We start from the raw sequence: 21,439 nt of genomic DNA on the forward strand, positions 1-21,439 counted from the left end.
ATGGATTTTCGTTTTCTTGACGGCGTGAAGACAGCTGCTGAATTAAAAAAAGAAAAAGAAGATATGAAAAATATAAAGGCGGATATGATATCCGCTTCAGATACGGAAGAGAAAAAGGCTATTTATAAATACTTCGACGGAGAGGCTATTATAGATAGCCTTTCTATGTCTGCCGATACTGCAAAGAAGGCTAAAGAGCTGATAAAAAACAATCAGGTACGTTTGACTGAAGTAAATGACGGTATAATATCATATGGAAATGCATACGGATATTATACTCAGGACCCTAATGTGTGCGGAATAGCAGTTGCAAAAGTTGAATCATCTGAAAATTGCAAAGTGGATATAGAGTTTAGCAAAGACAGATTAAAAAGAGCATATTGTAATTGTTCGAAATGCTTTGATAAAAACAGAATCGGAGGGTACCTTAACGATACAAGAAACTGTGAACATGTAGTTGCAACAGTATTTCTTTTAAATGCGTATTTAGACAGCCATGAGCTTGGTGATGAAACAAATTACTTCGGTGAGGCATTTCTTTCACATTTTGATGAAGAAACCGACCTTAATGAAGAACCTGTACATATAGTACCTAAGCTTATAATGTCGTATAAGAGCGAGTATGATAGCAGCTTATATATACAGTTTAAAATCGGCAGAAAGAAGCTTGTGCAGATAAAAAGTTATAGAAATTTTGTTGATGCACTAAGAGATAAAGAGATTTATCCTCTTGGAAAAAATGACAGTGTTAAGCTTGGCTATGGGGCATTTGACGATAAGAGTATAAAGTACGTAAAGTTTATTGAAGAACTTGTGGATACAGAGGCCTCTATAAGCTATAAACTGCTTGATTATGTAAAGACAGGCCTCAATGTATCCAAAATACCGGTAGACGGAGCAAATATAGATGATATTTACAACTTACTTGTCGGAGAAAAAGTAGAGCTGACAACAGAGTACTTATCAAAGAAAACCGTTACGGATATTGAACTTAGAGATTTTAATGAAAAGATTACTATCGGGATAAACCCTATTTATGACAGAGATCTGTTTGCAGGTATAAACCTGGAAGTGGATTTTCCTCTGTCGTTTATATCAAACAATTATGTATACTGCATTAAAGATAATTATCTGAACAGATGTGATGAAAATCTTTTGAAGATATTTAAAGCAATGAATGAGTCAGGGTACGGATATCGGGAGATAAAGATAGGAAGAAAAAATATAGGCAGGTTTTATTCCAATGTATTGCCAAGTATAAAAGATTATGCGAATATAGTAGATAATGCTCCGGAGGCAATAAGTTTTGTGCCTGAAAAGCCCGAGATTACATATTATCTAGATATGGAAGACAGCATTGTAACAGGAAGAGCGGAAGCGGCTTATACCGGCGGCAGAGTGGATATTTTATCGGGAAAAATACTTGAGAGAAATGATAATGAGCTTTTAAGAAACCAAAAACAGGAAGAAAAGGCTATAGAGGCTTTAAAAGTATATCTTCCTTATGAGGATAAGCAAAATTTCCTGAGTGCGGAGACTGAAGAAGAACTTTATGAGCTGAAGGTTTCGGGTATTGATAAATTAAATAAATACGGTAAGGTACTTGGAAGCGAGGCTTTCAATAATATCAGAGTATACAAAAAGCCTGCTGCAGGAGTGGGAGTATCTGTAAATTCAAATCTTTTGCAACTGGAATTCTTATCAGATGATATGAGTGCTGAGGAACTTGCAAATATTGTTACAAGTTACAGAAAAAAGAAAAAATATTATCGTTTAAAGAGCGGAGCTTTTATAAATATGGATTCCGAGTACATGAAGAATTTCAATGAGATGCTGAATGTACTGGAAATTTCTCCTAAAGATTTGAGAACCGGTGCACTTACAGTGCCATTATATCGTTCACTCTATATTGATGAAATGATGGAAGCACATAATGAACTGGTAGAAAGAAGAGATGAGAGTTTTGTAAAACTGATTGAGAAATTTGACAATATAAAATCCTTAGACTTTGTTCCGCCGGTTGAAGTGTCAAATGTTTTAAGGAAATATCAAAACGAAGGCTTTAAATGGTTGCGCTCCGTGGAAGAACTTGGATTTGGCGGAATTTTGGCTGATGATATGGGACTTGGAAAGACCCTGCAGATTATTTCACTTTTGATGGATGCAAAAAAGAACGGAAGGCTTAAAAAAGCTCTTATAGTATGTCCGGCATCTTTAGTATATAATTGGAGTGAGGAAATATCAAAATTTGATACAAAAGGTGAACTTAGAGTATGTGTACTTGCGGCCGCCAAAGAAGAGAGGCAAAAAAGTATTGAAGAGCACGAAGCTTTTGATATCTATATAAGTTCCTATGATACCTTAAGAAGGGATATTTCACTGTATCATGATATGAGATTTTCTCATCAGATAATTGATGAGGCTCAGTTTATAAAAAATCAAAATACCGGAGTTGCAAAGGCGGTAAAAACTGTGAAGGCTGATATAAAGTATGCTTTGACCGGAACACCGATAGAGAACAGATTAAGTGAACTTTGGAGTATTTTTGATTATATAATGCCGGGATTTTTGTACAGTTATAATTCATTTAAATCGAAGTATGAAAATACAATAGTAAAAGACGGTAATGATGAAAGTGCAAAGCTTCTTTCAAAGATGATCAGTCCTTTTGTACTTAGAAGGCTTAAGTCCGAGGTGGCAACGGATTTGCCGGATAAGATAGAAGAAGTCAGAGTATCAAGGTTTGATAAAAAGCAGCAGTTGGCATATGATACCGAACTTAGTAAACTAAAAAATGTATTAAACGGCAATGAAGAATATAACAGTTCAAAGATGATAATATTGTCGGAGATTACAAAGTTAAGACAAATCTGCTGCGATCCGGGGCTTATTTTTGAAGATTATGCGGGAGATTCCGCCAAGCTTGAAACCTGCATCGATCTTGTAAAAAGCGGTATAGAAGCAGGACATAAGATTCTTTTATTTTCACAATTTACTTCAATGCTTGATATAATAAAAAAGAGATTTGAAGAAGAAAATATAAGCAGCTATGTTATTACAGGTGCTACCAATAAAGAAAAAAGAATCAAGTTGGTGAATGATTTTAATAATGATGATACAAATGTATTTCTCATTTCTTTGAAAGCGGGAGGTACAGGTCTTAATCTTGTTGGTGCCGACATAGTAATTCACTATGATCCGTGGTGGAATTTTGCGGCACAAAATCAGGCTACTGACAGAGCCCACAGAATAGGGCAAAAGAATAAAGTAACGGTTTACAGACTTATTGCAAAGGGAACTATAGAAGAGAAAATAGTTAAGCTTCAAGAGTCAAAGAAGGATTTGGCGGACAGAGTATTAAACTTTGAAGAGGGCATATCCTTAGCAAATATTTCAAAAGAGGAATTGCTTGAGCTTTTGGGATAAGTCTTAAGATAGGGGGAATCATGATAGGAGGTACTATGGGAGAAAACGTAACAATCAAGGAACTAATAAAGGATTTGAATCTGGAAAACTTCACACCGGATATAGATACGGAATCTATAATATTGAAGCATCCTGATATAAACAGACCGGCATTACAGTTGGCAGGTTTCTTTGATCATTTTGACAGTGAAAGAGTACAGATAATAGGTAATGTGGAGAACGCATTTATTCAGACATTAAATGACGAAAAGAGAAAGGAAACCTATGATAAGCTGCTTTCATATAAGGTTCCATGTGTACTATATGCAAGAGGAATAAAGCCGGATGAGGATATGATTTCTTACTGTGTACATTATGGTGTGCCATGTCTCGGTATCGAACAGTCTACAACTTATATTACCGCAGAGCTTGTAAGATGGCTTAATGTACAATTGGCTCCTGTTATTTCCATACATGGTGTCTTGGTGGATGTATACGGTGAAGGAGTACTTATAACCGGAGACAGCGGTATCGGAAAGAGTGAGGCGGCTCTTGAACTTGTAAAGAGAGGTCACAGACTTGTATCTGATGACGTTGTGGAAATCAGAAAGGTGTCACAGCAGACTTTGGTAGGAACGGCGCCTGATATAACTAAGCACTTTATTGAGCTTAGGGGAATAGGAATCATAGATGTAAAGGCGTTATTCGGTGTACTCAGCGTTAAGGATACTCAGTCAATTGATCTGGTAATACAGCTTGAAGATTGGGTACATAATAAGGACTATGACAGACTCGGACTTGAGGATAATTATATAGAGTACTTGGGAAATAAGGTGGTATGTCATGTTTTACCTGTAAGACCCGGTAGAAACCTGGCAATTATTGTAGAAACTGCGGCTGTAAATCACAGACAGAAACAGATGGGATATAATGCGGCAAAGGAACTCTACAATAGAGTACAGGCAAATATGGCCGGAAAAGATTGATATTAAAAATAGTAGCGGAGACAAAATGCAAATGGATTTTAAAAGCATCCTTGGTGAAAATTGCAAAACCGGTGAATTGTTAAAAAATCATACCACTTTTAAGGTAGGAGGAAAGTGTGATTATTTTCTTACTCCTGTCACGGAGGAAGAACTTAGCCTGTGTATGGATATAATAAAGAGAGGAAACCTAAAATATTATATTTTTGGAAAAGGCAGCAATATACTGGCGGATGACAAGGGCTATGCCGGAGTGATTATCTCCACGGTAGGTTTAAATAACGGTATTACACATGAGGGTAATATTATAGAAGCAGGTGCCGGAGTGGGACTTGATAAGATAAGTGAGTATGCTATGGAAAATTCACTTACAGGCTTTGAATTTGCCTGTGGTATACCGGGGAGCCTTGGCGGTGCGATAGTAATGAATGCAGGTGCCTATGGCGGAGAGATGTCAAATGTGCTGATGGAAGTAAAGGTGCTTTGCCCTGACGGAAGCATTAAATGGAAAGATATTTCAGAACTTGACCTCGGTTACAGAAAGAGCAATATTTTAGCAAATAATGAAATAGTACTGGCTGCAAAGCTTAAACTTGCGTATGGCAACAGGGATGAAATAAGAGCACAAATAGAGGATTTAAACAACAGGAGAAATGAAAAACAGCCGCTGGAGTATCCTAGTGCAGGCTCCACATTTAAGAGACCTGAAGGGTATTTTGCAGGTAAACTTATAGATGATGCCGGACTTAGAGGCTTCAGACTCGGAGGGGCTGCAGTATCTCAAAAACACTGCGGTTTTGTGATAAATTATGATAATGCCTCATCTGATGATATAAAGAAGCTGATAGAACATATACAGAGGGAAGTGTGTGAAAAGTTCGGTGTAAAACTTGAATGTGAAGTAAGGATGATTTGATATGAAGATGATAATTGTAACAGGAATGTCCGGTTCAGGTAAGACTGTTGCATTAAAGATGTTTGAGGATTTCGGATATTACTGTGTCGACAATTTGCCGGTGGAACTTTTGTTAAACTTTGTAGATCTTACAATCGAATCCGAAAGAGGTATGAAGGGTATAGCTCTGGGTATTGATATCAGAAGCGGACTTAACGGCTTACAGGAAGTATTTGATGAACTTAGCCATAAAAAAATCAATATGGAAATCCTCTTCCTTGAGGCGGATGATGAAACATTGATAAAAAGATATAAAGAGACAAGAAGAAATCATCCTTTAGCTACAGAGGGCAGACTTATAGACGGAATAAATCTTGAGAGAGAAAGATTGGCATTTTTAAGAGAGAGAGCGGACAGGATACTTGATACCGGCAGATTTCTGACTAAAGAGTTGAAACAGGAACTTAAAAAAATCTATGTTGACGGAAAGTCTTTCAATAATCTTTTTGTTACAGTGCTTTCATTCGGATATATGTACGGTATACCTGATGATCCGGATCTTTTATTTGATGTAAGATTTTTACCTAATCCGTTTTATGATCAAAATCTCAGACTTAAAACCGGTGAAGAAAAGGAAGTTGCGGATTATGTTTTTTCAAATAATGATGCGGATATTTTTCTTGATAAGCTTGATGATATGATTAAATTTTTGATACCCAGATATATTGACGAGGGTAAGAGTGCTTTGGTAATAGGTATAGGATGTACGGGTGGACAACACCGCTCGGTAGCTATTGCGGCGGCTCTTAAAGAAAGACTTGATAATATAGAAGGAATAGGAGTCAGACTGGAACACAGAGATATGGGCAAAAATATTTCAAGAATTTCACAAAGATAGGAGAGCGGATGACATTTTCTTCAGAAGTGAAAAATGAAATCGCAAGGATAATTCCTACGGTTAGGCATTGCATACTTGCAGAAATTTTGGCAATTGTTTACTTCATTGGTACTGTTTCTTTATCACAAAATGGTGAATTGTCTTTAAAAATAAACACTGAATTTTCAGGACTTGCCAGAAAGTACTTTACATTAATAAAAAAAACATTTAATATAAATACAGATGTAGTAATAAGCAATAGTACTTTGGTGAAACGTAAGCGTATGTATTCGGTAAGTATTGTAGACAGCGCAGGAGCCAAAGAGGTGCTTAAAGCTATAAAGCTTCTTAAAAATCAAGAGTTGATGGATAATTTGCCGCTTGGCAGTAATACGGTTTTACTGAATTCATGTTGTAAAAAGGCCTTCTTCAGAGGAGCATTTCTTTCCTCAGGCTCTATAACAGATCCTGAGAAGGGATATCATCTTGAGATAGTATGTTCAACTATGGAGGATGCACTAGTTTTAAAGGAATTGATGGAAGACCTGTCACTCTTACCAAAGATTACTGTAAGGAAAAAAGCTTATGTAGTATATATAAAGGACAGTGAGCAGATATCATTGGCACTTGGTCTGATGGAAGCACCTACATCGCTTATGAGTTTCGAAAACATTCGAATCTTAAAAGGAATGAGGAACGACGTGAATCGGAAAGTGAACTGTGAGACTGCAAATATCAATAAAACAGTTTCCGCATCACTTTCTCAACTGGAGGATATACAACTTATTAAAGAGATGATGGGACTTGATAAATTGACATCAAATCTGGAGGCGGTAGCCAATGCCAGACTGGAAAATCCTGATGCTTCGTTGGTGGAACTTGGAAAAATGATTAGTCCACAGCTCGGGAAAAGTGGGGTTAATCATAGGTTGCGTAAACTCTCGGATATCGCAAGTCGTTTAAGAGAACAAGTGAGGAGAGAAAATGGTTAGGAAGTCAGTTAAGGTTGCAATTGATGCAAGAACTGAAGCCAGACCGGTAGCTATGCTAGTACAGGTGGCCAGCCAGTTTGAAAGCAGGATTTATGTTGAAAGTGGTACTAAAAAAGTAAATGCAAAAAGTATCATGGGCATGATGACATTGAAGTTTGGTGATGGCAAAGAGGTATACATATCAGCAGACGGTAATGATGAAGAACATGCCGTGAACGAGATGGAAAAATATTTGACTTCAGCAGTAGTATAAGCTGAGAAAATATATTGCATTTATTGGGTATGAAAGCGCCGGGATTTAGGACTCTAATTTTGTATGGACTATTATGGTTAGGATTATAACCTTATAAAAATACAGAGTTAGAGTCTTTTCCTATGTTAATTTTAAAAAATCCTATTGCATTCTTATAAAAAAGAGTGTATTATTATGCAATAGTGATTGGTAAATATACAAATGGAGGACATTATGAAGAAGAAAATATTAGCATTGGTTATATCAGGATTTATGGCAACAAGTTTGGTAGCATGTGGCGGTGCAAAGACTGCCGAAACAAAGGCTGCAAATGAGAGTGCGGGTGATACAGCTTCAGGAGAAGTAAAAACTATACAGTCAGGAAAACTTATAGTGGCAACAAATGCGGAGTTCCCACCATATGAGTACCACGACGGTGATAAGATTGTAGGTATTGATATGGAGATTGCTGATGCTATAGCAAGTAAGCTCGGACTTGAAGTTGAAGTGGAGGATATAGCTTTTGATTCCGTTATCCTTGAGGTAACATCAGGTAAGGCGGATGTAGGTATTGCAGGTATCTCCGCTACAGATGAGAGAAAGCAGAGCGTTGATTTTTCAGATGCATATACAACATCAAAGCAGCTTATTATTGTAAAAGATGACTCTACTATAGCTTCAGGTGCGGATCTTGAAGGCAAGACACTCGGTGTACAGACAGGTACTACAGGTGATATTTTAGTAAGTGACATAAAGGATGCAACTGTTGAGAGATATGCAAAGGGTATGGATGCGGTTCAGGCACTCAGTCAGGGAAAGATAGACGCGGTAGTTATCGACAGTGAGGTGGCAAAGAAGTTTGTTGAAGAGACAAGCGGACTTAAGACTTTAGATGAGGCGTATGCGGAAGAGGAATATGCTATTGCAATAAAAAAAGGTAATACAGCACTTATAGATGCGGTTAACAAGGCGCTTTCAGAGTTAAAGGCTGACGGAACAGTGGACAGTATTATTGCAAAATATATCAAGGCTGATTAATATGTTTGAAGAGTTAAAATCACAATTTATTTTAAATTTTATAACGGATAACAGATGGCTTTTACTCATAAACGGACTTGCTGTCACATTAAAGATTACATTTTTTGCCGTAATCCTTGGTTTTATACTGGGGTTTGGAGTGGCTGTTGTAAGAAATATATACGATAATACAAAGAAGTTGAAGTTTTTAAACTTCCTTTGCAATATTTATCTTACAGTAATAAGAGGAACACCTGTAGTAGTTCAGCTTCTTATAATATACTTTGTTATATTCAGCTCTGTAAGAATAGATAAAAGCTTTGCCGCAATACTTACATTCGGTATAAACTCGGGAGCATATCAGGCGGAAATATTCCGTTCAGGTATAAACTCAGTACCGAAAGGACAAATGGAAGCCGGAAGAAGTTTGGGATTCAGTTATCCTCAAACAATGATAAATATAATAATGCCACAGGTTATAAAGAATGTATTGCCTACTCTTGCAAACGAGTTTATAGTTTTGATGAAGGAGACCTCGGTAGCAAGTTATATTGCTTTGGATGATCTTACAAAGGCGGGAGATGTTATAAGAAGCAAAACATATTCGGCAATGATGCCTTTCCTTGCAGTTGCTCTACTCTATCTTATCATGGTAATGCTGTTCAGCTATTTGGTAAAATTACTTGAGAGGAGGTTGGCTAGAAGTGGAAGGTAAAAAACTTATTGAAGTAAGAAATTTAAGCAAGCATTTTCATAAAAAGCAGGTACTTAAAGATATATCTCTGGATATAAATAAAGGAGATGTAGTATGTCTTATCGGCCCTTCCGGTTCGGGTAAGTCAACATTTCTCAGATGTTTGAACAGACTTGAGGAAGCAAGCAGCGGTGAGATATTGTTTGAAGGAACGGACATATGTAAAAAAGATGTGAATATAGATTTACATCGTCAGAAAATGGGAATGGTTTTCCAGCAGTTTAACCTTTTCCCACATATGACAGTTCTTAAAAACTTGATTATAGCACCTATGAAGCTTCAGGGTGTTGACGAAGAGTCTGCAACGGCGTATGCCATGAGCCTTTTGGAAAAAGTAGGACTTGCGGACAGAGCAAATGAATATCCTTCAAAGCTTTCAGGCGGACAGCAGCAAAGAGTTGCTATAGTCAGAGCACTTTGTATGAAGCCGGATGTAATGCTTTTTGATGAGCCAACTTCAGCACTTGACCCCGAGATGGTAGGAGAAGTGCTTACAGTTATGAAGGATCTTGCACAGCAGAAGATGACCATGGTAGTGGTAACACATGAGATGGGCTTTGCAAGAGAGGTGGCAAACAGAGTGGTTTTCCTTGATGAAGGTGAGTTTGTGGAAGAGAATGCACCTGAGGAATTCTTTACAAATCCCCAAAATGAAAGACTTAAGACCTTCCTTAGTAAGGTTTTATAAACATAAAATGTGCCGTATTTCCCTAATATGGCACATTTTTTCTTTTTGTGCTAGAATAACATAAAACTGTTTGAAACATTAGGAATGGAAAAATGGAAGACAAGATAGATTATAATAAAAACGATAAAGACGATAAAAATAATAATTATGAAAAAATATGTTATATGTGCAGGAGACCGGAATCTAAGACCGGTACGATGATATCAATGCCGGGCGGTATAGATATCTGCCCCGATTGTATACAAAAAACTTTCAACTCTATGCAGAGTATGGATATGAGTAAGCTTACCAATATGTCAAAAATCAATATGGATGATTTAAAAAATGTGGACCTTGGCAGCTTTACAATACCGAACATGAATTTGAACCCCATACCTGAAAGAGCCAGAGTAAAGAAAAGAGACGAGAAGAGAACAGAGCCGCTCTTTACAATGAAGGATATACCTGCTCCGCATAAAATAAAAGAAATGCTGGATGAATATGTAATAGGTCAGGATCAGGCGAAGAGGATAATTTCGGTTGCCGTATACAATCATTACAAAAGAATATTTTTAGACAAAGATAAGGAAGGAACAAGAGTTGATAAGTCAAATATCCTTATGATAGGGCCTACAGGAAGCGGAAAGACCTATCTGGTAAAGACACTTGCAAAACTTCTTAATGTACCTTTGGCTATAGCAGATGCCACCTCTCTTACTGAAGCGGGATATATAGGTGACGATATAGAAAGTGTTATATCAAAGCTTTTGCTTTCAGCAGGTAATGATGTGGAGAGAGCGGAATGCGGTATCGTATTTATAGATGAGATAGACAAGATTGCAAAGAAGAAAAATACCAATTCAAGAGATGTAAGCGGTGAGAGTGTACAACAGGAGCTTTTAAAGCTTTTGGAAGGCAGTAAGGTTGAGGTTCCTGTAGGTACAAACCAAAAGAATGTTATGGCACCTATGGAGACTGTGAATACAGATAATATACTCTTTATCTGTGGAGGAGCTTTCCCGGCACTTGATGATATTATAAAGGAAAGACTTCAAAAAAATACAAGCATGGGATTTAACTCGGATCTTAAAGATAAATATGATAATGATGAAAATCTCTATGCAAAGGTAACCAATGAGGATATCAGAAAATTCGGTATGATACCCGAGTTTATAGGAAGATTACCTGTTATATGCACACTTTCAAAACTTGATAAGGAAGCTTTCAAGAAAATCCTTATAGAGCCGAAGAATGCTATTATAAAACAGTATAAGCGTCTTTTAGAGCTGGATGAAGTGGAGCTTTCATTTGATGATGATGCAATGGATTGGATTGCCGAACAGGCTATGAAAAAGGATACGGGTGCGAGAGCACTTCGCTCCATTATAGAAGAGTTCATGCTTGATATAATGTATGAGACACCGAAGGATAAAAATATCGGTAAAGTTATTATTACAAGAGATTATTTGGAGCATAAGGGCAGCCCGAATATAGTGTTCAGAAATATATAGGAGGATATATGTTTGCTGTTTTGATACCGATACTTGCAGGTCTTGATATAGTTTTAAAATATGCAGTAAATTCAATGGATAAAAAAGAACTGCCGAGAACTTTTGCAAAAAAGATAGAAATAGATAAATTTCACAATGACGGCTTTGTATTCGGAAAGCTTAAGAAAAAGAAGAAAATAGTAAAGTATGTTCCGGTATTTATTACTTCAATACTGGTTGGGGTACTGGCTGTTTTACTTCCTAAAAGGGGAAATAAAATCAGAAAGCTGTCTCTAAGCCTTATTATTGCAGGATCTCTCAGCAATATCTTTGACAGATTCACAAGAGGCTATGTGGTGGATTATATACGTATAAAGACTAAGGGTGCCGATAAGGTGATTTTTAATCTGGGAGATATATTTATATTGCTTGGCAGTCTGATAATGCCTTTTGGAGCAAAGAAAAAAACAAAAGAAATATTGCCGGATATTATATCTGAAGAAGAGTAATTCGATTATAGGAGAAATTTTGGAAACGAGTGACATATTACAGTTAGTCATTTTGGTATTATTATTGTCTGCTTCAGCATTCTTTTCATCTGCTGAAACAGCCCTCATGACTTCAAATAAATTAAGAATAAGAAATTTGGCGGAAAACGGTGATAAAAGAGCTGAAAAGGTTTTGGAAATCACAGCAAATACGGATAAGATGCTTTCCGCTATTTTGATTGGAAATAATATAGTAAACCTTTCCGCTTCGGCACTGTCCACAACACTTACACTAAAGGTGTTCGGCAGCAGTCTGGTAGGTGTTGCCACAGGTGTTTTGACATTTCTAATACTTGTATTTGGAGAGATTACACCAAAAAATGTAGCATCAAAAAATGCAGAGGATATGGCATTAAAATATATAGGTATCATTTCCGTATTGGTTATTATTTTGACACCTGCAATCTATATAGTAAATAAAGTGGCAGGAATAGTTATCTCGTTATTTATAAAAAATAATGATGACAATAATATGGTGACCGAGGATGAGCTTAGAGCAATGGTGGAGGTCAGCCATGAGGACGGAGTTATTGAAAAAGAAGAAAAGAAGATGATTGTAAATGTGGTGGACTTCGGAGATACGGTTGCGGGAGATATAATGTTACCGAGAGTCGATATGGTTATGGTGTCTGTGGAATCCTCTTATGGAGAGATACTTAAAATTTTCAGAGAAGAGAGATATACAAGAATACCGGTGTACGAAGAAAGCCCTGATAATGTTATCGGAATACTTAATGTAAAAGACTTCTTGCTGATAGAGGATAAGGAGAATTTTTCTGTAAAGGAGCATTTGAGAGAACCTCTTTACACCTATGAATATAAAAAGACTTCATCACTTATGGTGGATATGAGAAAGACCGGTGCCAATATAGTAATAGTACTGGATGAATACGGTACAACTGTAGGACTTATTACTCTGGAAGATATGCTTGAAGAGATTGTAGGTGAAATCAGAGATGAGTTTGATGCCGATGAGGATGAAGGTATAACAAAGATTTCTGAAACGGAGTACCTTATAGACGGATCTACAAATCTGGATGATGTCAATGACAGAATAGGACTGGAACTGAGTTCCGAGGAGTATGAGTCTATAGGCGGAATAATAATGGAGAAGCTTGGAAGATTGCCTGTAGAGGGAGAAGTTATCACATTTGACAATATCATTTTAACAGTAAAGAAAATGGACCATGCGAGAATTGAGAAGGTGGGATTGAAGTTAAAGCCTTCTTTAGTTAAGGAGCAGTAATGAAGCAAAAGCATATTTTATTTGATTTGGACGGCACTATAGTAAGGTCGGATCTCGGTATTACAAAGGGCGTACAAAAATCACTTGAGCACTTCGGTATATATGAGGAACTTGATGCCTTGAAAAAGTTTGTAGGACCTCCGATGGTGGAAAGCTATACAAATTTTTACGGATTCAGTTTGGAGCAATATAAAGAAGCACTTGATGTATTTCACGATTATTACAGATCTGTAGGTATATTTGAATGTGAGCTTTATGAAGGTATAGAAGAGATGCTTGAGAGTCTGTCAAAAGAATATAAGCTTTATGTGGCGACTTCAAAGCCTGAAAGAGAGGCAAAAAGAGTAATCGAGCATTTCGGACTGGACAAATATTTTACATTCGTAGGTGGCTCTGATGGAGATTTTAACACAAAGAGAGCTACAAAGACAGCGGTAATTGAATATGTGCTGGAGACAAACAAAATAATGCACAGGAGCTTTGCTATAATGGTAGGAGATAAGAGCCATGATATAGCAGGTGCAAGTAATGCAGGTCTTAAAAGTGTCGGAGTACTTTACGGTTATGGCGACTTGGAGGAGTTTGAAGGTGCAAATTACATTGTAAAGAATGTGGAAGATTTGAGAGATATGTTTTTATGTTAAAAAAAGGTGACTTGTTAAATATAGGATATTATGATTATGGCCAATATTTCACAGGAAGTCTGGAGGGCGTAAGATTCAGGTTGGGAAGAGATCCGCTTGAAAAGGTAAATTTTACGCCAAAGGATAAGAGGGGCGAGGCCAAGCTGAAACTGACAGTATGGCCTGAGCCCTTTAATTTTGACCATACTGAAGATGATAAGAAAAAAGACTTTCAATTTGATTATACAAATGATGGTTTGGATGAAGCTGTTAAATTTCTAAATAATATGGCACAGACATTAAAGTCGGATAAGGAGAAAGCATGGGAAATATAATCAGAGAAAAAAGAGAGCTTGCTTATGAAGGAGCAATTGTAAAGGTATATAAAGACCATATGCTGATAGACGGCAGAAAAGCTGTATGGGACTATATACAACACAACGGTGCGGCTGCAGTAGTACCTGTACTTGAAAACGGTAAGATACTTTTGGTACGTCAGTACAGAAATGCGCTGAACAGATATACTCTTGAACTTCCGGCAGGAAAGGTTGACTCAAAGGATGAACCGAGAAGAATATGTGCATTCAGAGAACTTGAAGAAGAGACCGGTTATAAGGTTGCTTCGCCGGATGAACTTGAGTTCTTGATAAGAATTGATACTATGGTGGCTTTCGGTGATGAGGAAATTGATATCTTTGTGGCAAGAAATCTTATTAAGAGTGAGCAGCATCTTGATGAAGATGAGAGCATTGATGTGGAAGAGTGGGCCCTTGAGGATTTGGTGGATTTGATTTACAAGGGCGAATTGAAGGATTCAAAGACAGTGGCTGCAATTATTGCATATAAGAATAAGTATAATTTATAGATATAGGCTTTCCTTATAACCAGAGCAAGAAAACATCTTATTGACCGGGAAAATATGAACTTGTAAAATATTTTCTATTGTTAATAATAGTTTTTAGAAAAGTCAGGTGAATTTATGAATATTGAAACATTATGTGTACACAGTCCAAATGAAGATAAGAATGCCCATGCATACGGTGCAATGACGGTACCGATATTCCAGACAGCTACATTCTCACATCCCGGAGTAGGCGAAAGTACAGGATATGACTACTCACGTCAATCAAATCCTACAAGAACGGAGCTTGAGGACTGTATAAGCGCTATGGAAGGTGCTTATGATACTGTGGCGACTTCCACCGGAATGGCAGCATGTTCTTTGGTGCTTGAACTTTTTAATGCAGGTGATCATATAATATCTCAGGAGGATATCTACGGCGGAAGTACCAGACTCTTTAATACACTTGGAATTGACAGAGGCAGAAAATTCAGCTATGTCGATACAACAAATCCTGAGAATGTGTTAAATGCAATAAATGAAAATACAAAGGCTATATTTATTGAAACACCAAGCAATCCTACAATGCTTGTTACAGATATAAGAGAGATGGCAAAGATTGCAAAGAAACATAATCTTTTATTGATTGTTGACAATACATTTTTAAGTCCGTATTTTCAAAACCCGATAAAGCTCGGTGCAGATATTGTTATCCACAGCGGTACAAAGTATATCGCAGGTCACAATGATACTTTGGCAGGATTTATATGTACTGCAAATGAAGAATTATCTGAAAAAATCAGATTTATGTATAAAACAATAGGTCCAAGCCTTTCACCTTTTGACAGCTTCCTTGTACTTAGAGGACTGAAAACATTGGCAGTAAGGATGGACAGAATACAGGAAAATGCATTAAAGATTGCAAATTTCCTGAAAACAAATAAAAAGGTTACAAATGTATATTATGTAGGTTTACCTGAGCATCTGGGATATGAGATAAACAAATCTCAGTCAAGAGGCTTTGGTGGAATGATTGCATTTACAACAGATACTGCCAAAACTGCAAGAGATGCATTTGAAAAAATTGAAATAATAAAATATGCGGAAAGTCTTGGCGGAGTAGAGTCTTTGATTACCTTCCCTATGATACAGACACATGCGGATGTACCGTTAGAGGTAAGGGAGAAACTTGGAATAACAGATACATTTTTAAGACTTTCTGTCGGAATAGAAAATGTAGACGATCTGATAAGGGATCTGGAAAGAGCATTGGCATAATAAGGGGGATATATGTACGATTTTGATAAGATCATAGACCGAAAAGGTACTGACAGTTTAAAGTTCGACTGTGCAAAGCTTAGAGGTAAAAAAGGTGATGAGCTTTCACTCTGGGTTGCGGATATGGATTTTCCTGTGGCACAGCCTATTACAGACGCTTTGCAAAGAAGAGTTGACCATGGGATTTATGGATACACGGAAGTACAGTCCGACTATTTTGAAGTGGTAAAGAACTGGTTTGTAAAAAACTTTTCATGGGAACCTAAAAAAGGTACATTAGTTAAGACACCGGGAGTAGTATATGCCATAGCAATGGCTGTAAAGGCATTTTCAAAAGAGGGTGATGGTGTTATTATACAACAACCTGTATACTATCCTTTCAGTGAAATGATACTATGTAATAACAGAAAGCTTATCAACTCTCCGCTTTTAATAAAAGACGGCAGATATGAGATGAACTTTGAAGATTTTGAAAAGAAGATAGTGGAAAATCAGGTAAAGCTTTTCATACTTTGCTCTCCACATAATCCTGTAGGAAGAGTATGGAGTAAGGAAGAGTTAAAGAGAATAGGAGATATATGCATCAAGCATAATGTGGTAATTTTCAGTGATGAGATTCATGCGGATTTTGTATATCCCGGAAATAAGCATACTGTATTTGCTTCATTGGGAGAGGAATATGCCCAAAATGCAGTGATAGCTACAGCACCAAGTAAGAGTTTTAATATAGCCGGTCTTCAGGTCTCAAATATTTTTATAGAAAATAAGAAGCTGAAAGATGCTTTTAAAAATGAGATAGTAAAATCAGGATATTCACAGATGAATACTATGGGACTTGTAGCTGCAAGAGCTGCTTATGAGTCAGGACAGGAATGGCTGGACGCTGTAAGAGAGTATATAAAGGGAAATCTTGATTTCCTCAGAGATTATTTAAAAGAGAATATTCCACAGGTAAAACTTATAGAGCCGGAGGGTACATACCTTGTATGGGTGGACTTTAGAGAACTTGGTCTTACTGAAGAGGAGAGAGAGGATCTGATAGTAAATAAAGCAAAGCTATGGATAGACTCGGGAGCCATGTTTGGTGTAGACGGAGAGGGATTTGAGAGATTTAATATCGCATGTCCGAGAGAATATTTGAAGATGGCACTTGACAGCTTGGCAAAGGCGATTAAAGAATTGTAAATTAATTTTACAAAATCTAATTATCACTTGACGTATAAGAGTGCCAGTGATATAATTTAGTCATATAGATGGGGAGGTTGTAAACAAGCCATTGTTTCAACCTCTTTTTTATAAATTCACTTTAGCACTCCTTGATAATAAGTGCTAATAAAGGAGGTTATATGATTTTAATACCGACATATAATACGGTAGTTTTACCGGGTTCAAAAATATATTTCAGAAAAGATTATTTACAGGAGGCCGGTGTAGATAAGATATCTGTTGGTGAAAAGGTAACATTTCTTTACCTGAGAGAGCCGAAAGATAAAGATATTACAATTGAAGATATCTACCCCATAGCTGTTGCGGGACAGGTGCTTTCTGTAGATGATGAGGGTGGTGCAAACCTCGAGGCATTTAACAGAATAAATGTTGAATATATAGACTTTGACACCCAAAATGTTATTGGAGTACAAAGGCCTGAGATAGATGATCTGGATCCGAATGATGCAAATGCAATGCTTGTCGGACTTAGAGATGAACTTTTAAGTTATGTCACCAAGTTTCAATGGGGACTTATGGCAAGAGGCTATGTACTTGCATGGAAGAATATGAATGAGGTGATGGTAGGACTTTCACCTTTTATGAATATTACTCCTGAGGAAAAGTATGCTGTACTCTCAGAGGATTCAACCAAAGCAAGGGCTGAGCTTATAGCTCAATATGCCAGAGAGTTTATGGCTATAAATGAAGTAAGTGAAGAGGCAAAGCAGGCACAAAAAGAGCTTCATGAGAAGGCTTATAGGGAAGACGCTATTAAAAAGCAGATAAATTTCTTGCAAAAAGCCTTGGATGAGATGCATCCTGAAAATATTTCCGAAGTAAGAAAGTTTGAAGAAAAAATAGAAAATTCAGGGATGAATGATACGGCCAGAAAAGAAGCCGACAATGTTTTAAATAGAATGAAGCAGGAAGGTAAGGACAGTCATGAGTATGGACTTCTTTACAATTATTTGGACTTTGTAACTTCATTACACTGGAAAAAAGAAGAACCGAAGGATATAGAGCTTGATAATGCTATGGAAGTCCTTGACAGAGAGCATTATGGACTTAAAAAGGTTAAAAAGAGAATTATAGAGCAACTGGCGGTAATGTCTTTAAATAAAAAACAAAGCGGTTCAATACTGCTATTTGTAGGCGCACCGGGTACAGGTAAGACCAGTATAGGAAAGAGCATTGCAGAGGCACTTGGCAGAGAGTATGTAAGAATCTCTCTCGGAGGTGTCAGAGATGAGGCTGATATCAGAGGACATAGAAGAACTTATATAGGTGCAATGCCGGGAAGAATAATGGACGGTATGAAAAAGGCAGGTACATCAAATCCTGTAATGGTACTGGATGAGATTGATAAGCTCGCATCATCATACAATGGAGATCCTGCAAGTGCACTTCTTGAAGTACTTGATCCGGAGCAAAACAATACTTTCACAGATCATTATATGAATGTACCGTATGATTTGTCAGATGTATTATTTGTATGTACCGCAAACTCTCTTGATACTATACCGGGACCGCTGCTTGACAGAATGGAAGTCATCAGATTTACAGGCTATACCGCACTTGAGAAGTTTTCTATTGCAAAGGATCATTTAATACCTAAGGCAAAGAAAAAGGCAGGTATCAGCGAGGACAATCTCATAATAGAGGATGAGACCATAAAAGCACTTATAAACGGCTATACTATGGAAGCAGGAGTACGTGGATTAAAGAAGCAAATAAGTGCTCTATGCCGACATGCCGCAGTTGAGCTTGTTAAGAACAATAAAGAAATATTGGATGTAAAGCCGGAAGAATTACAGGATTATCTTGATCAAAGACCGATAAGACATGAGAGTATATTAGAGAAGAAGCAGGCAGGAGTGGTTACAGGTCTTGCATGGACTGCTGTAGGCGGAGAAATACTCTTTATCGAGACAATGCTTACAAAAGGCAAGGGCAAAGTAAAAATTACAGGACAGCTTGGTGATGTAATGAAAGAGAGTGTGGATATTGCACTTAGCCTTGTAAAAAATATGTACCCTGAAAGTCATGAAGTATTTGAAAACAATGATATTCATATCCATGTACCTGCCGGAGCGGTACCAAAGGATGGACCGAGTGCGGGTATTACAATGACTACAGCACTATCGTCACTTGTAAATAATATTCCGGTATCACCTGAGTATGCCATGACAGGAGAGGTTTCTTTAAGGGGAAATGTAATGCCTATAGGTGGACTTCCTGAAAAACTTATGGCAGCTGCCAGAGCGGGAATAAAGAAGGTGTTTATTCCTGATGAGAACAAAGACGATTTAAAAGAAGTGGCAGAGGAAGTTTTGAATGAACTTGAAATAATTCCTGTAAAAAAAGTTGAAGATGTACTGAGTATTGTATTAAAATAAAGCTGATATTATAGGGATTTTGAAAGTAAAATTCCCCGGTTGTGTATATGAAAAGTGGAGGTACAATATGCTTAGTTTCAAACATGATATTCCTACCAAATTATATTTTGGAGAGGGACAGATTAAAAGATTGGCAAAATCATTGGAGCCTTTCGGTAAAAATGTTTTGTTCGTCCTTGGCGGCGGCTCAATCAAAAAGACGGGGCTTTATGATGAAGTGATAAAGATTTTAAAGGAGAATAATTTCAATATCACTGAATGTGACGGAATTGAGCCGAACCCAAGGATAACTTCGGTAAAGCGTGGTGTGGAACTTTGTAAGGAACACAATATTGATGTGATTCTGGCAGTTGGTGGTGGAAGTACAATTGACTGTGCAAAGGCTATTGCAGTAGGACGCTACTATGAGGGTGATGATCTTTGGGAGATGGTAAAAACAAGCTTTAGAAGAGCAAAAGCACTTCCACTTGTAGATATACTTACACTCAGTGCAACAGGCTCAGAGTTTGATGCCGGAGGAGTAATATCAAATCTTGACACAAATGAAAAATTGGGTGCGGTATACACCTATCCTGCAGTAAGTATATGCGATCCTACATATACTTATACAGTATCACCTTATCAAACAGCTGCAGGCAGTGCGGATATAATGAGTCATATATTTGAAGGATATTTTTCAAGAACACCGGACAGCGATCTATCAGACGGAATAGCAGAGACTATATTAAAGTCTGTTATGAAAAATTGTAAGATAGCACTCAAAGATCCTACAAATTACTCTGCAAGAGCAAATCTTATGGCTAATTCCTCAGTAGCCTGCTCAGGAATCCCTGAGTACGGCAAGCAGGAAACAGGATGGCCATGTCATGCAATGGAACATGAGTTGTCTGCCTATTATGATATTACTCATGGAGTAGGTCTTGCCATTTTAACAGTAAGATGGATGCGCCATATTCTTAATAAAGATGCAAGTGCTACAGAGAGATTTGTAAAATTTGCAAAGAATGTAATGGGACTTAGCGGTGATGACGAGAGAGCGTTGGCATTTGCAGGAATAGATGCGCTTGAAAATTACTTTAAAGAAACAGGTATTCCTATGACTCTTACAGAACTTGGTATTGACGATAAGCATTTTGTGACAATGGCTGAGCACGCAAATACCGGAGGATATTTAAAGGATGCATTCGTAGCACTTACGAATGAGGACATAGTTGAAATCTATAAGGCATGTTTATAGTATAGAACATATTAATATTAAGAAAATGCTTGATTTATTCTCTAAAATACCGTAAAGTATCTAGCGTACTTGGTGAGTTCGAGACCTTCCTCACCTAAAACAAAACTAAAGGAGAAAACATGAAAAATATTACAACAAAAATGATGGCACAGGGTGCAGTCATAGCGGCAGTATATGTAGTGCTTACACTTGCATTTGCCCCTATCAGCTTTGGTGCTATCCAGTTCAGAATTTCTGAGGCACTTTGTATTCTGCCGTTCTTTACAGTGGCGGCAATACCCGGAGTAAGTATAGGATGCCTTTTGGCAAATATACTTGGCGGAGCGGCACTTCCTGATATTATATTCGGAACATTGGCTACACTTATAGGTGCAATATTAAGCTACAGACTCAGAAGTATTTCAAAATGGTTGGTATGTGTACCACCGATACTTGCAAACGCAATTATTATTCCGTTTGTACTAAAGTATGCTTACGGTTTACCGGATTTGATACCTTACATGATGCTTACAGTGGGTATAGGAGAAGTCCTTGCGGTAGGTATTTTAGGTAATTTATTGATGCTTGCGCTTGAACCGAAAAGTTCATTTATTTTTGGAAGCGAGAACAAAGTTAGCCAAAAAGCTTAGAAAATAAAAATTTTTATTAATGAAATATCCTGACAAAGTCACAAGGACAAGATGCCTTGTATTTGTCGGGATATTTTTATTTTTCCGTATAGATTAAATTTTTCTAAAAAAAACTATGCA

The 21,439-nt window shown here is 37.2% G+C and carries 20 protein-coding genes; all 20 read left to right on the forward strand.

The genetic code is table 11. The features are described 5' to 3' along the window. The 20 genes from HMPREF1140_RS10640 to HMPREF1140_RS10735 all read left to right on the forward strand — a co-directional run bounded on the left by HMPREF1140_RS10640 (nucleotide 1) and on the right by HMPREF1140_RS10735 (nucleotide 21,319). Nucleotides 1-3,426: an SNF2-related protein gene (locus tag HMPREF1140_RS10640; RefSeq protein WP_009663844.1), complete on the forward strand. Its 3,426-nt coding sequence runs from the start codon at nucleotides 1-3 to the stop codon at nucleotides 3,424-3,426. A gap of 35 nt (nucleotides 3,427-3,461) precedes the next feature. Beyond that, nucleotides 3,462-4,391, forward strand: a complete 930-nt coding sequence (gene hprK, locus HMPREF1140_RS10645) for an HPr(Ser) kinase/phosphatase (protein WP_035620460.1) — start codon at nucleotides 3,462-3,464, stop codon at nucleotides 4,389-4,391. Between the two features lie 31 nt (nucleotides 4,392-4,422). Beyond that, complete coding sequence (murB, locus tag HMPREF1140_RS10650; RefSeq protein ID WP_009663834.1) at nucleotides 4,423-5,304, forward strand: UDP-N-acetylmuramate dehydrogenase; 882 nt, start codon at nucleotides 4,423-4,425, stop codon at nucleotides 5,302-5,304. Between the two features lies 1 nt (nucleotide 5,305). Next, a complete protein-coding gene (gene rapZ / locus HMPREF1140_RS10655) occupies nucleotides 5,306-6,181 on the forward strand; it encodes an RNase adapter RapZ (protein ID WP_009663911.1) in 876 nt (291 codons plus the stop codon). Between the two features lie 8 nt (nucleotides 6,182-6,189). Beyond that, nucleotides 6,190-7,152: a DNA-binding protein WhiA gene (whiA, locus tag HMPREF1140_RS10660; protein WP_009663871.1), complete on the forward strand. Its 963-nt coding sequence runs from the start codon at nucleotides 6,190-6,192 to the stop codon at nucleotides 7,150-7,152. After that, nucleotides 7,145-7,405, forward strand: coding sequence for an HPr family phosphocarrier protein (locus HMPREF1140_RS10665; protein WP_009663886.1), 261 nt, complete (start codon nucleotides 7,145-7,147; stop codon nucleotides 7,403-7,405). The genes whiA and HMPREF1140_RS10665 overlap by 8 nt, the downstream gene beginning before the upstream one ends. Nucleotides 7,406-7,618: 213 nt before the next feature. Further along, a complete protein-coding gene (locus tag HMPREF1140_RS10670; protein ID WP_009663875.1) occupies nucleotides 7,619-8,422 on the forward strand; it encodes a basic amino acid ABC transporter substrate-binding protein in 804 nt (267 codons plus the stop codon). Between the two features lies 1 nt (nucleotide 8,423). Further along, on the forward strand, nucleotides 8,424-9,116 hold the full coding sequence (locus HMPREF1140_RS10675) for an amino acid ABC transporter permease (RefSeq protein ID WP_009663921.1): 693 nt from the start codon (nucleotides 8,424-8,426) through the stop codon (nucleotides 9,114-9,116). Continuing rightward, the gene (locus HMPREF1140_RS10680) at nucleotides 9,106-9,843 is read left to right on the forward strand and encodes an amino acid ABC transporter ATP-binding protein (protein WP_009663889.1); all 738 of its coding nucleotides are present in this window, start codon (nucleotides 9,106-9,108) and stop codon (nucleotides 9,841-9,843) included. The genes HMPREF1140_RS10675 and HMPREF1140_RS10680 overlap by 11 nt, the downstream gene beginning before the upstream one ends. A 92-nt stretch (nucleotides 9,844-9,935) precedes the next feature. Next, on the forward strand, nucleotides 9,936-11,333 hold the full coding sequence (clpX, locus tag HMPREF1140_RS10685; RefSeq protein WP_009663930.1) for an ATP-dependent Clp protease ATP-binding subunit ClpX: 1,398 nt from the start codon (nucleotides 9,936-9,938) through the stop codon (nucleotides 11,331-11,333). A gap of 8 nt (nucleotides 11,334-11,341) precedes the next feature. Beyond that, nucleotides 11,342-11,821 (forward strand): signal peptidase II, encoded by a 480-nt coding sequence (lspA, locus tag HMPREF1140_RS10690; RefSeq protein ID WP_009663902.1) that lies wholly within the window; start codon nucleotides 11,342-11,344, stop codon nucleotides 11,819-11,821. 19 nt (nucleotides 11,822-11,840) lie between these two features. Further along, complete coding sequence (locus HMPREF1140_RS10695; protein ID WP_035620424.1) at nucleotides 11,841-13,106, forward strand: HlyC/CorC family transporter; 1,266 nt, start codon at nucleotides 11,841-11,843, stop codon at nucleotides 13,104-13,106. Next, nucleotides 13,106-13,750 carry an HAD-IA family hydrolase gene (locus HMPREF1140_RS10700; RefSeq protein WP_009663893.1) on the forward strand — a complete coding sequence of 215 codons (645 nt, stop codon included), beginning with the start codon at nucleotides 13,106-13,108 and terminating at the stop codon, nucleotides 13,748-13,750. Before HMPREF1140_RS10695 ends, HMPREF1140_RS10700 begins: the two co-directional genes overlap by 1 nt. Continuing rightward, entirely contained in the window at nucleotides 13,744-14,064 is a 321-nt protein-coding gene (locus HMPREF1140_RS10705; RefSeq protein ID WP_009663890.1) for a hypothetical protein, read from the forward strand. Before HMPREF1140_RS10700 ends, HMPREF1140_RS10705 begins: the two co-directional genes overlap by 7 nt. After that, nucleotides 14,052-14,594 (forward strand): NUDIX domain-containing protein, encoded by a 543-nt coding sequence (locus HMPREF1140_RS10710; RefSeq protein ID WP_009663934.1) that lies wholly within the window; start codon nucleotides 14,052-14,054, stop codon nucleotides 14,592-14,594. The genes HMPREF1140_RS10705 and HMPREF1140_RS10710 overlap by 13 nt, the downstream gene beginning before the upstream one ends. A 114-nt stretch (nucleotides 14,595-14,708) precedes the next feature. Then, complete coding sequence (locus HMPREF1140_RS10715) at nucleotides 14,709-15,848, forward strand: trans-sulfuration enzyme family protein (RefSeq protein WP_009663905.1); 1,140 nt, start codon at nucleotides 14,709-14,711, stop codon at nucleotides 15,846-15,848. Between the two features lie 12 nt (nucleotides 15,849-15,860). Next, on the forward strand, nucleotides 15,861-17,033 hold the full coding sequence (locus HMPREF1140_RS10720; protein ID WP_009663883.1) for a MalY/PatB family protein: 1,173 nt from the start codon (nucleotides 15,861-15,863) through the stop codon (nucleotides 17,031-17,033). A 161-nt stretch (nucleotides 17,034-17,194) separates the two neighbouring features. Further along, nucleotides 17,195-19,453 carry an endopeptidase La gene (lon, locus tag HMPREF1140_RS10725; RefSeq protein ID WP_009663901.1) on the forward strand — a complete coding sequence of 753 codons (2,259 nt, stop codon included), beginning with the start codon at nucleotides 17,195-17,197 and terminating at the stop codon, nucleotides 19,451-19,453. 67 nt (nucleotides 19,454-19,520) lie between these two features. Continuing rightward, a complete protein-coding gene (locus tag HMPREF1140_RS10730; RefSeq protein ID WP_009663850.1) occupies nucleotides 19,521-20,690 on the forward strand; it encodes an iron-containing alcohol dehydrogenase in 1,170 nt (389 codons plus the stop codon). 119 nt (nucleotides 20,691-20,809) lie between these two features. Further along, a complete protein-coding gene (locus HMPREF1140_RS10735) occupies nucleotides 20,810-21,319 on the forward strand; it encodes a QueT transporter family protein (RefSeq protein ID WP_009663898.1) in 510 nt (169 codons plus the stop codon). Nucleotides 21,320-21,439: the final 120 nt, after the last annotated feature.

Source organism: Lachnoanaerobaculum sp. ICM7 (assembly GCF_000287675.1).
Taxonomy (GTDB): domain Bacteria; phylum Bacillota; class Clostridia; order Lachnospirales; family Lachnospiraceae; genus Lachnoanaerobaculum.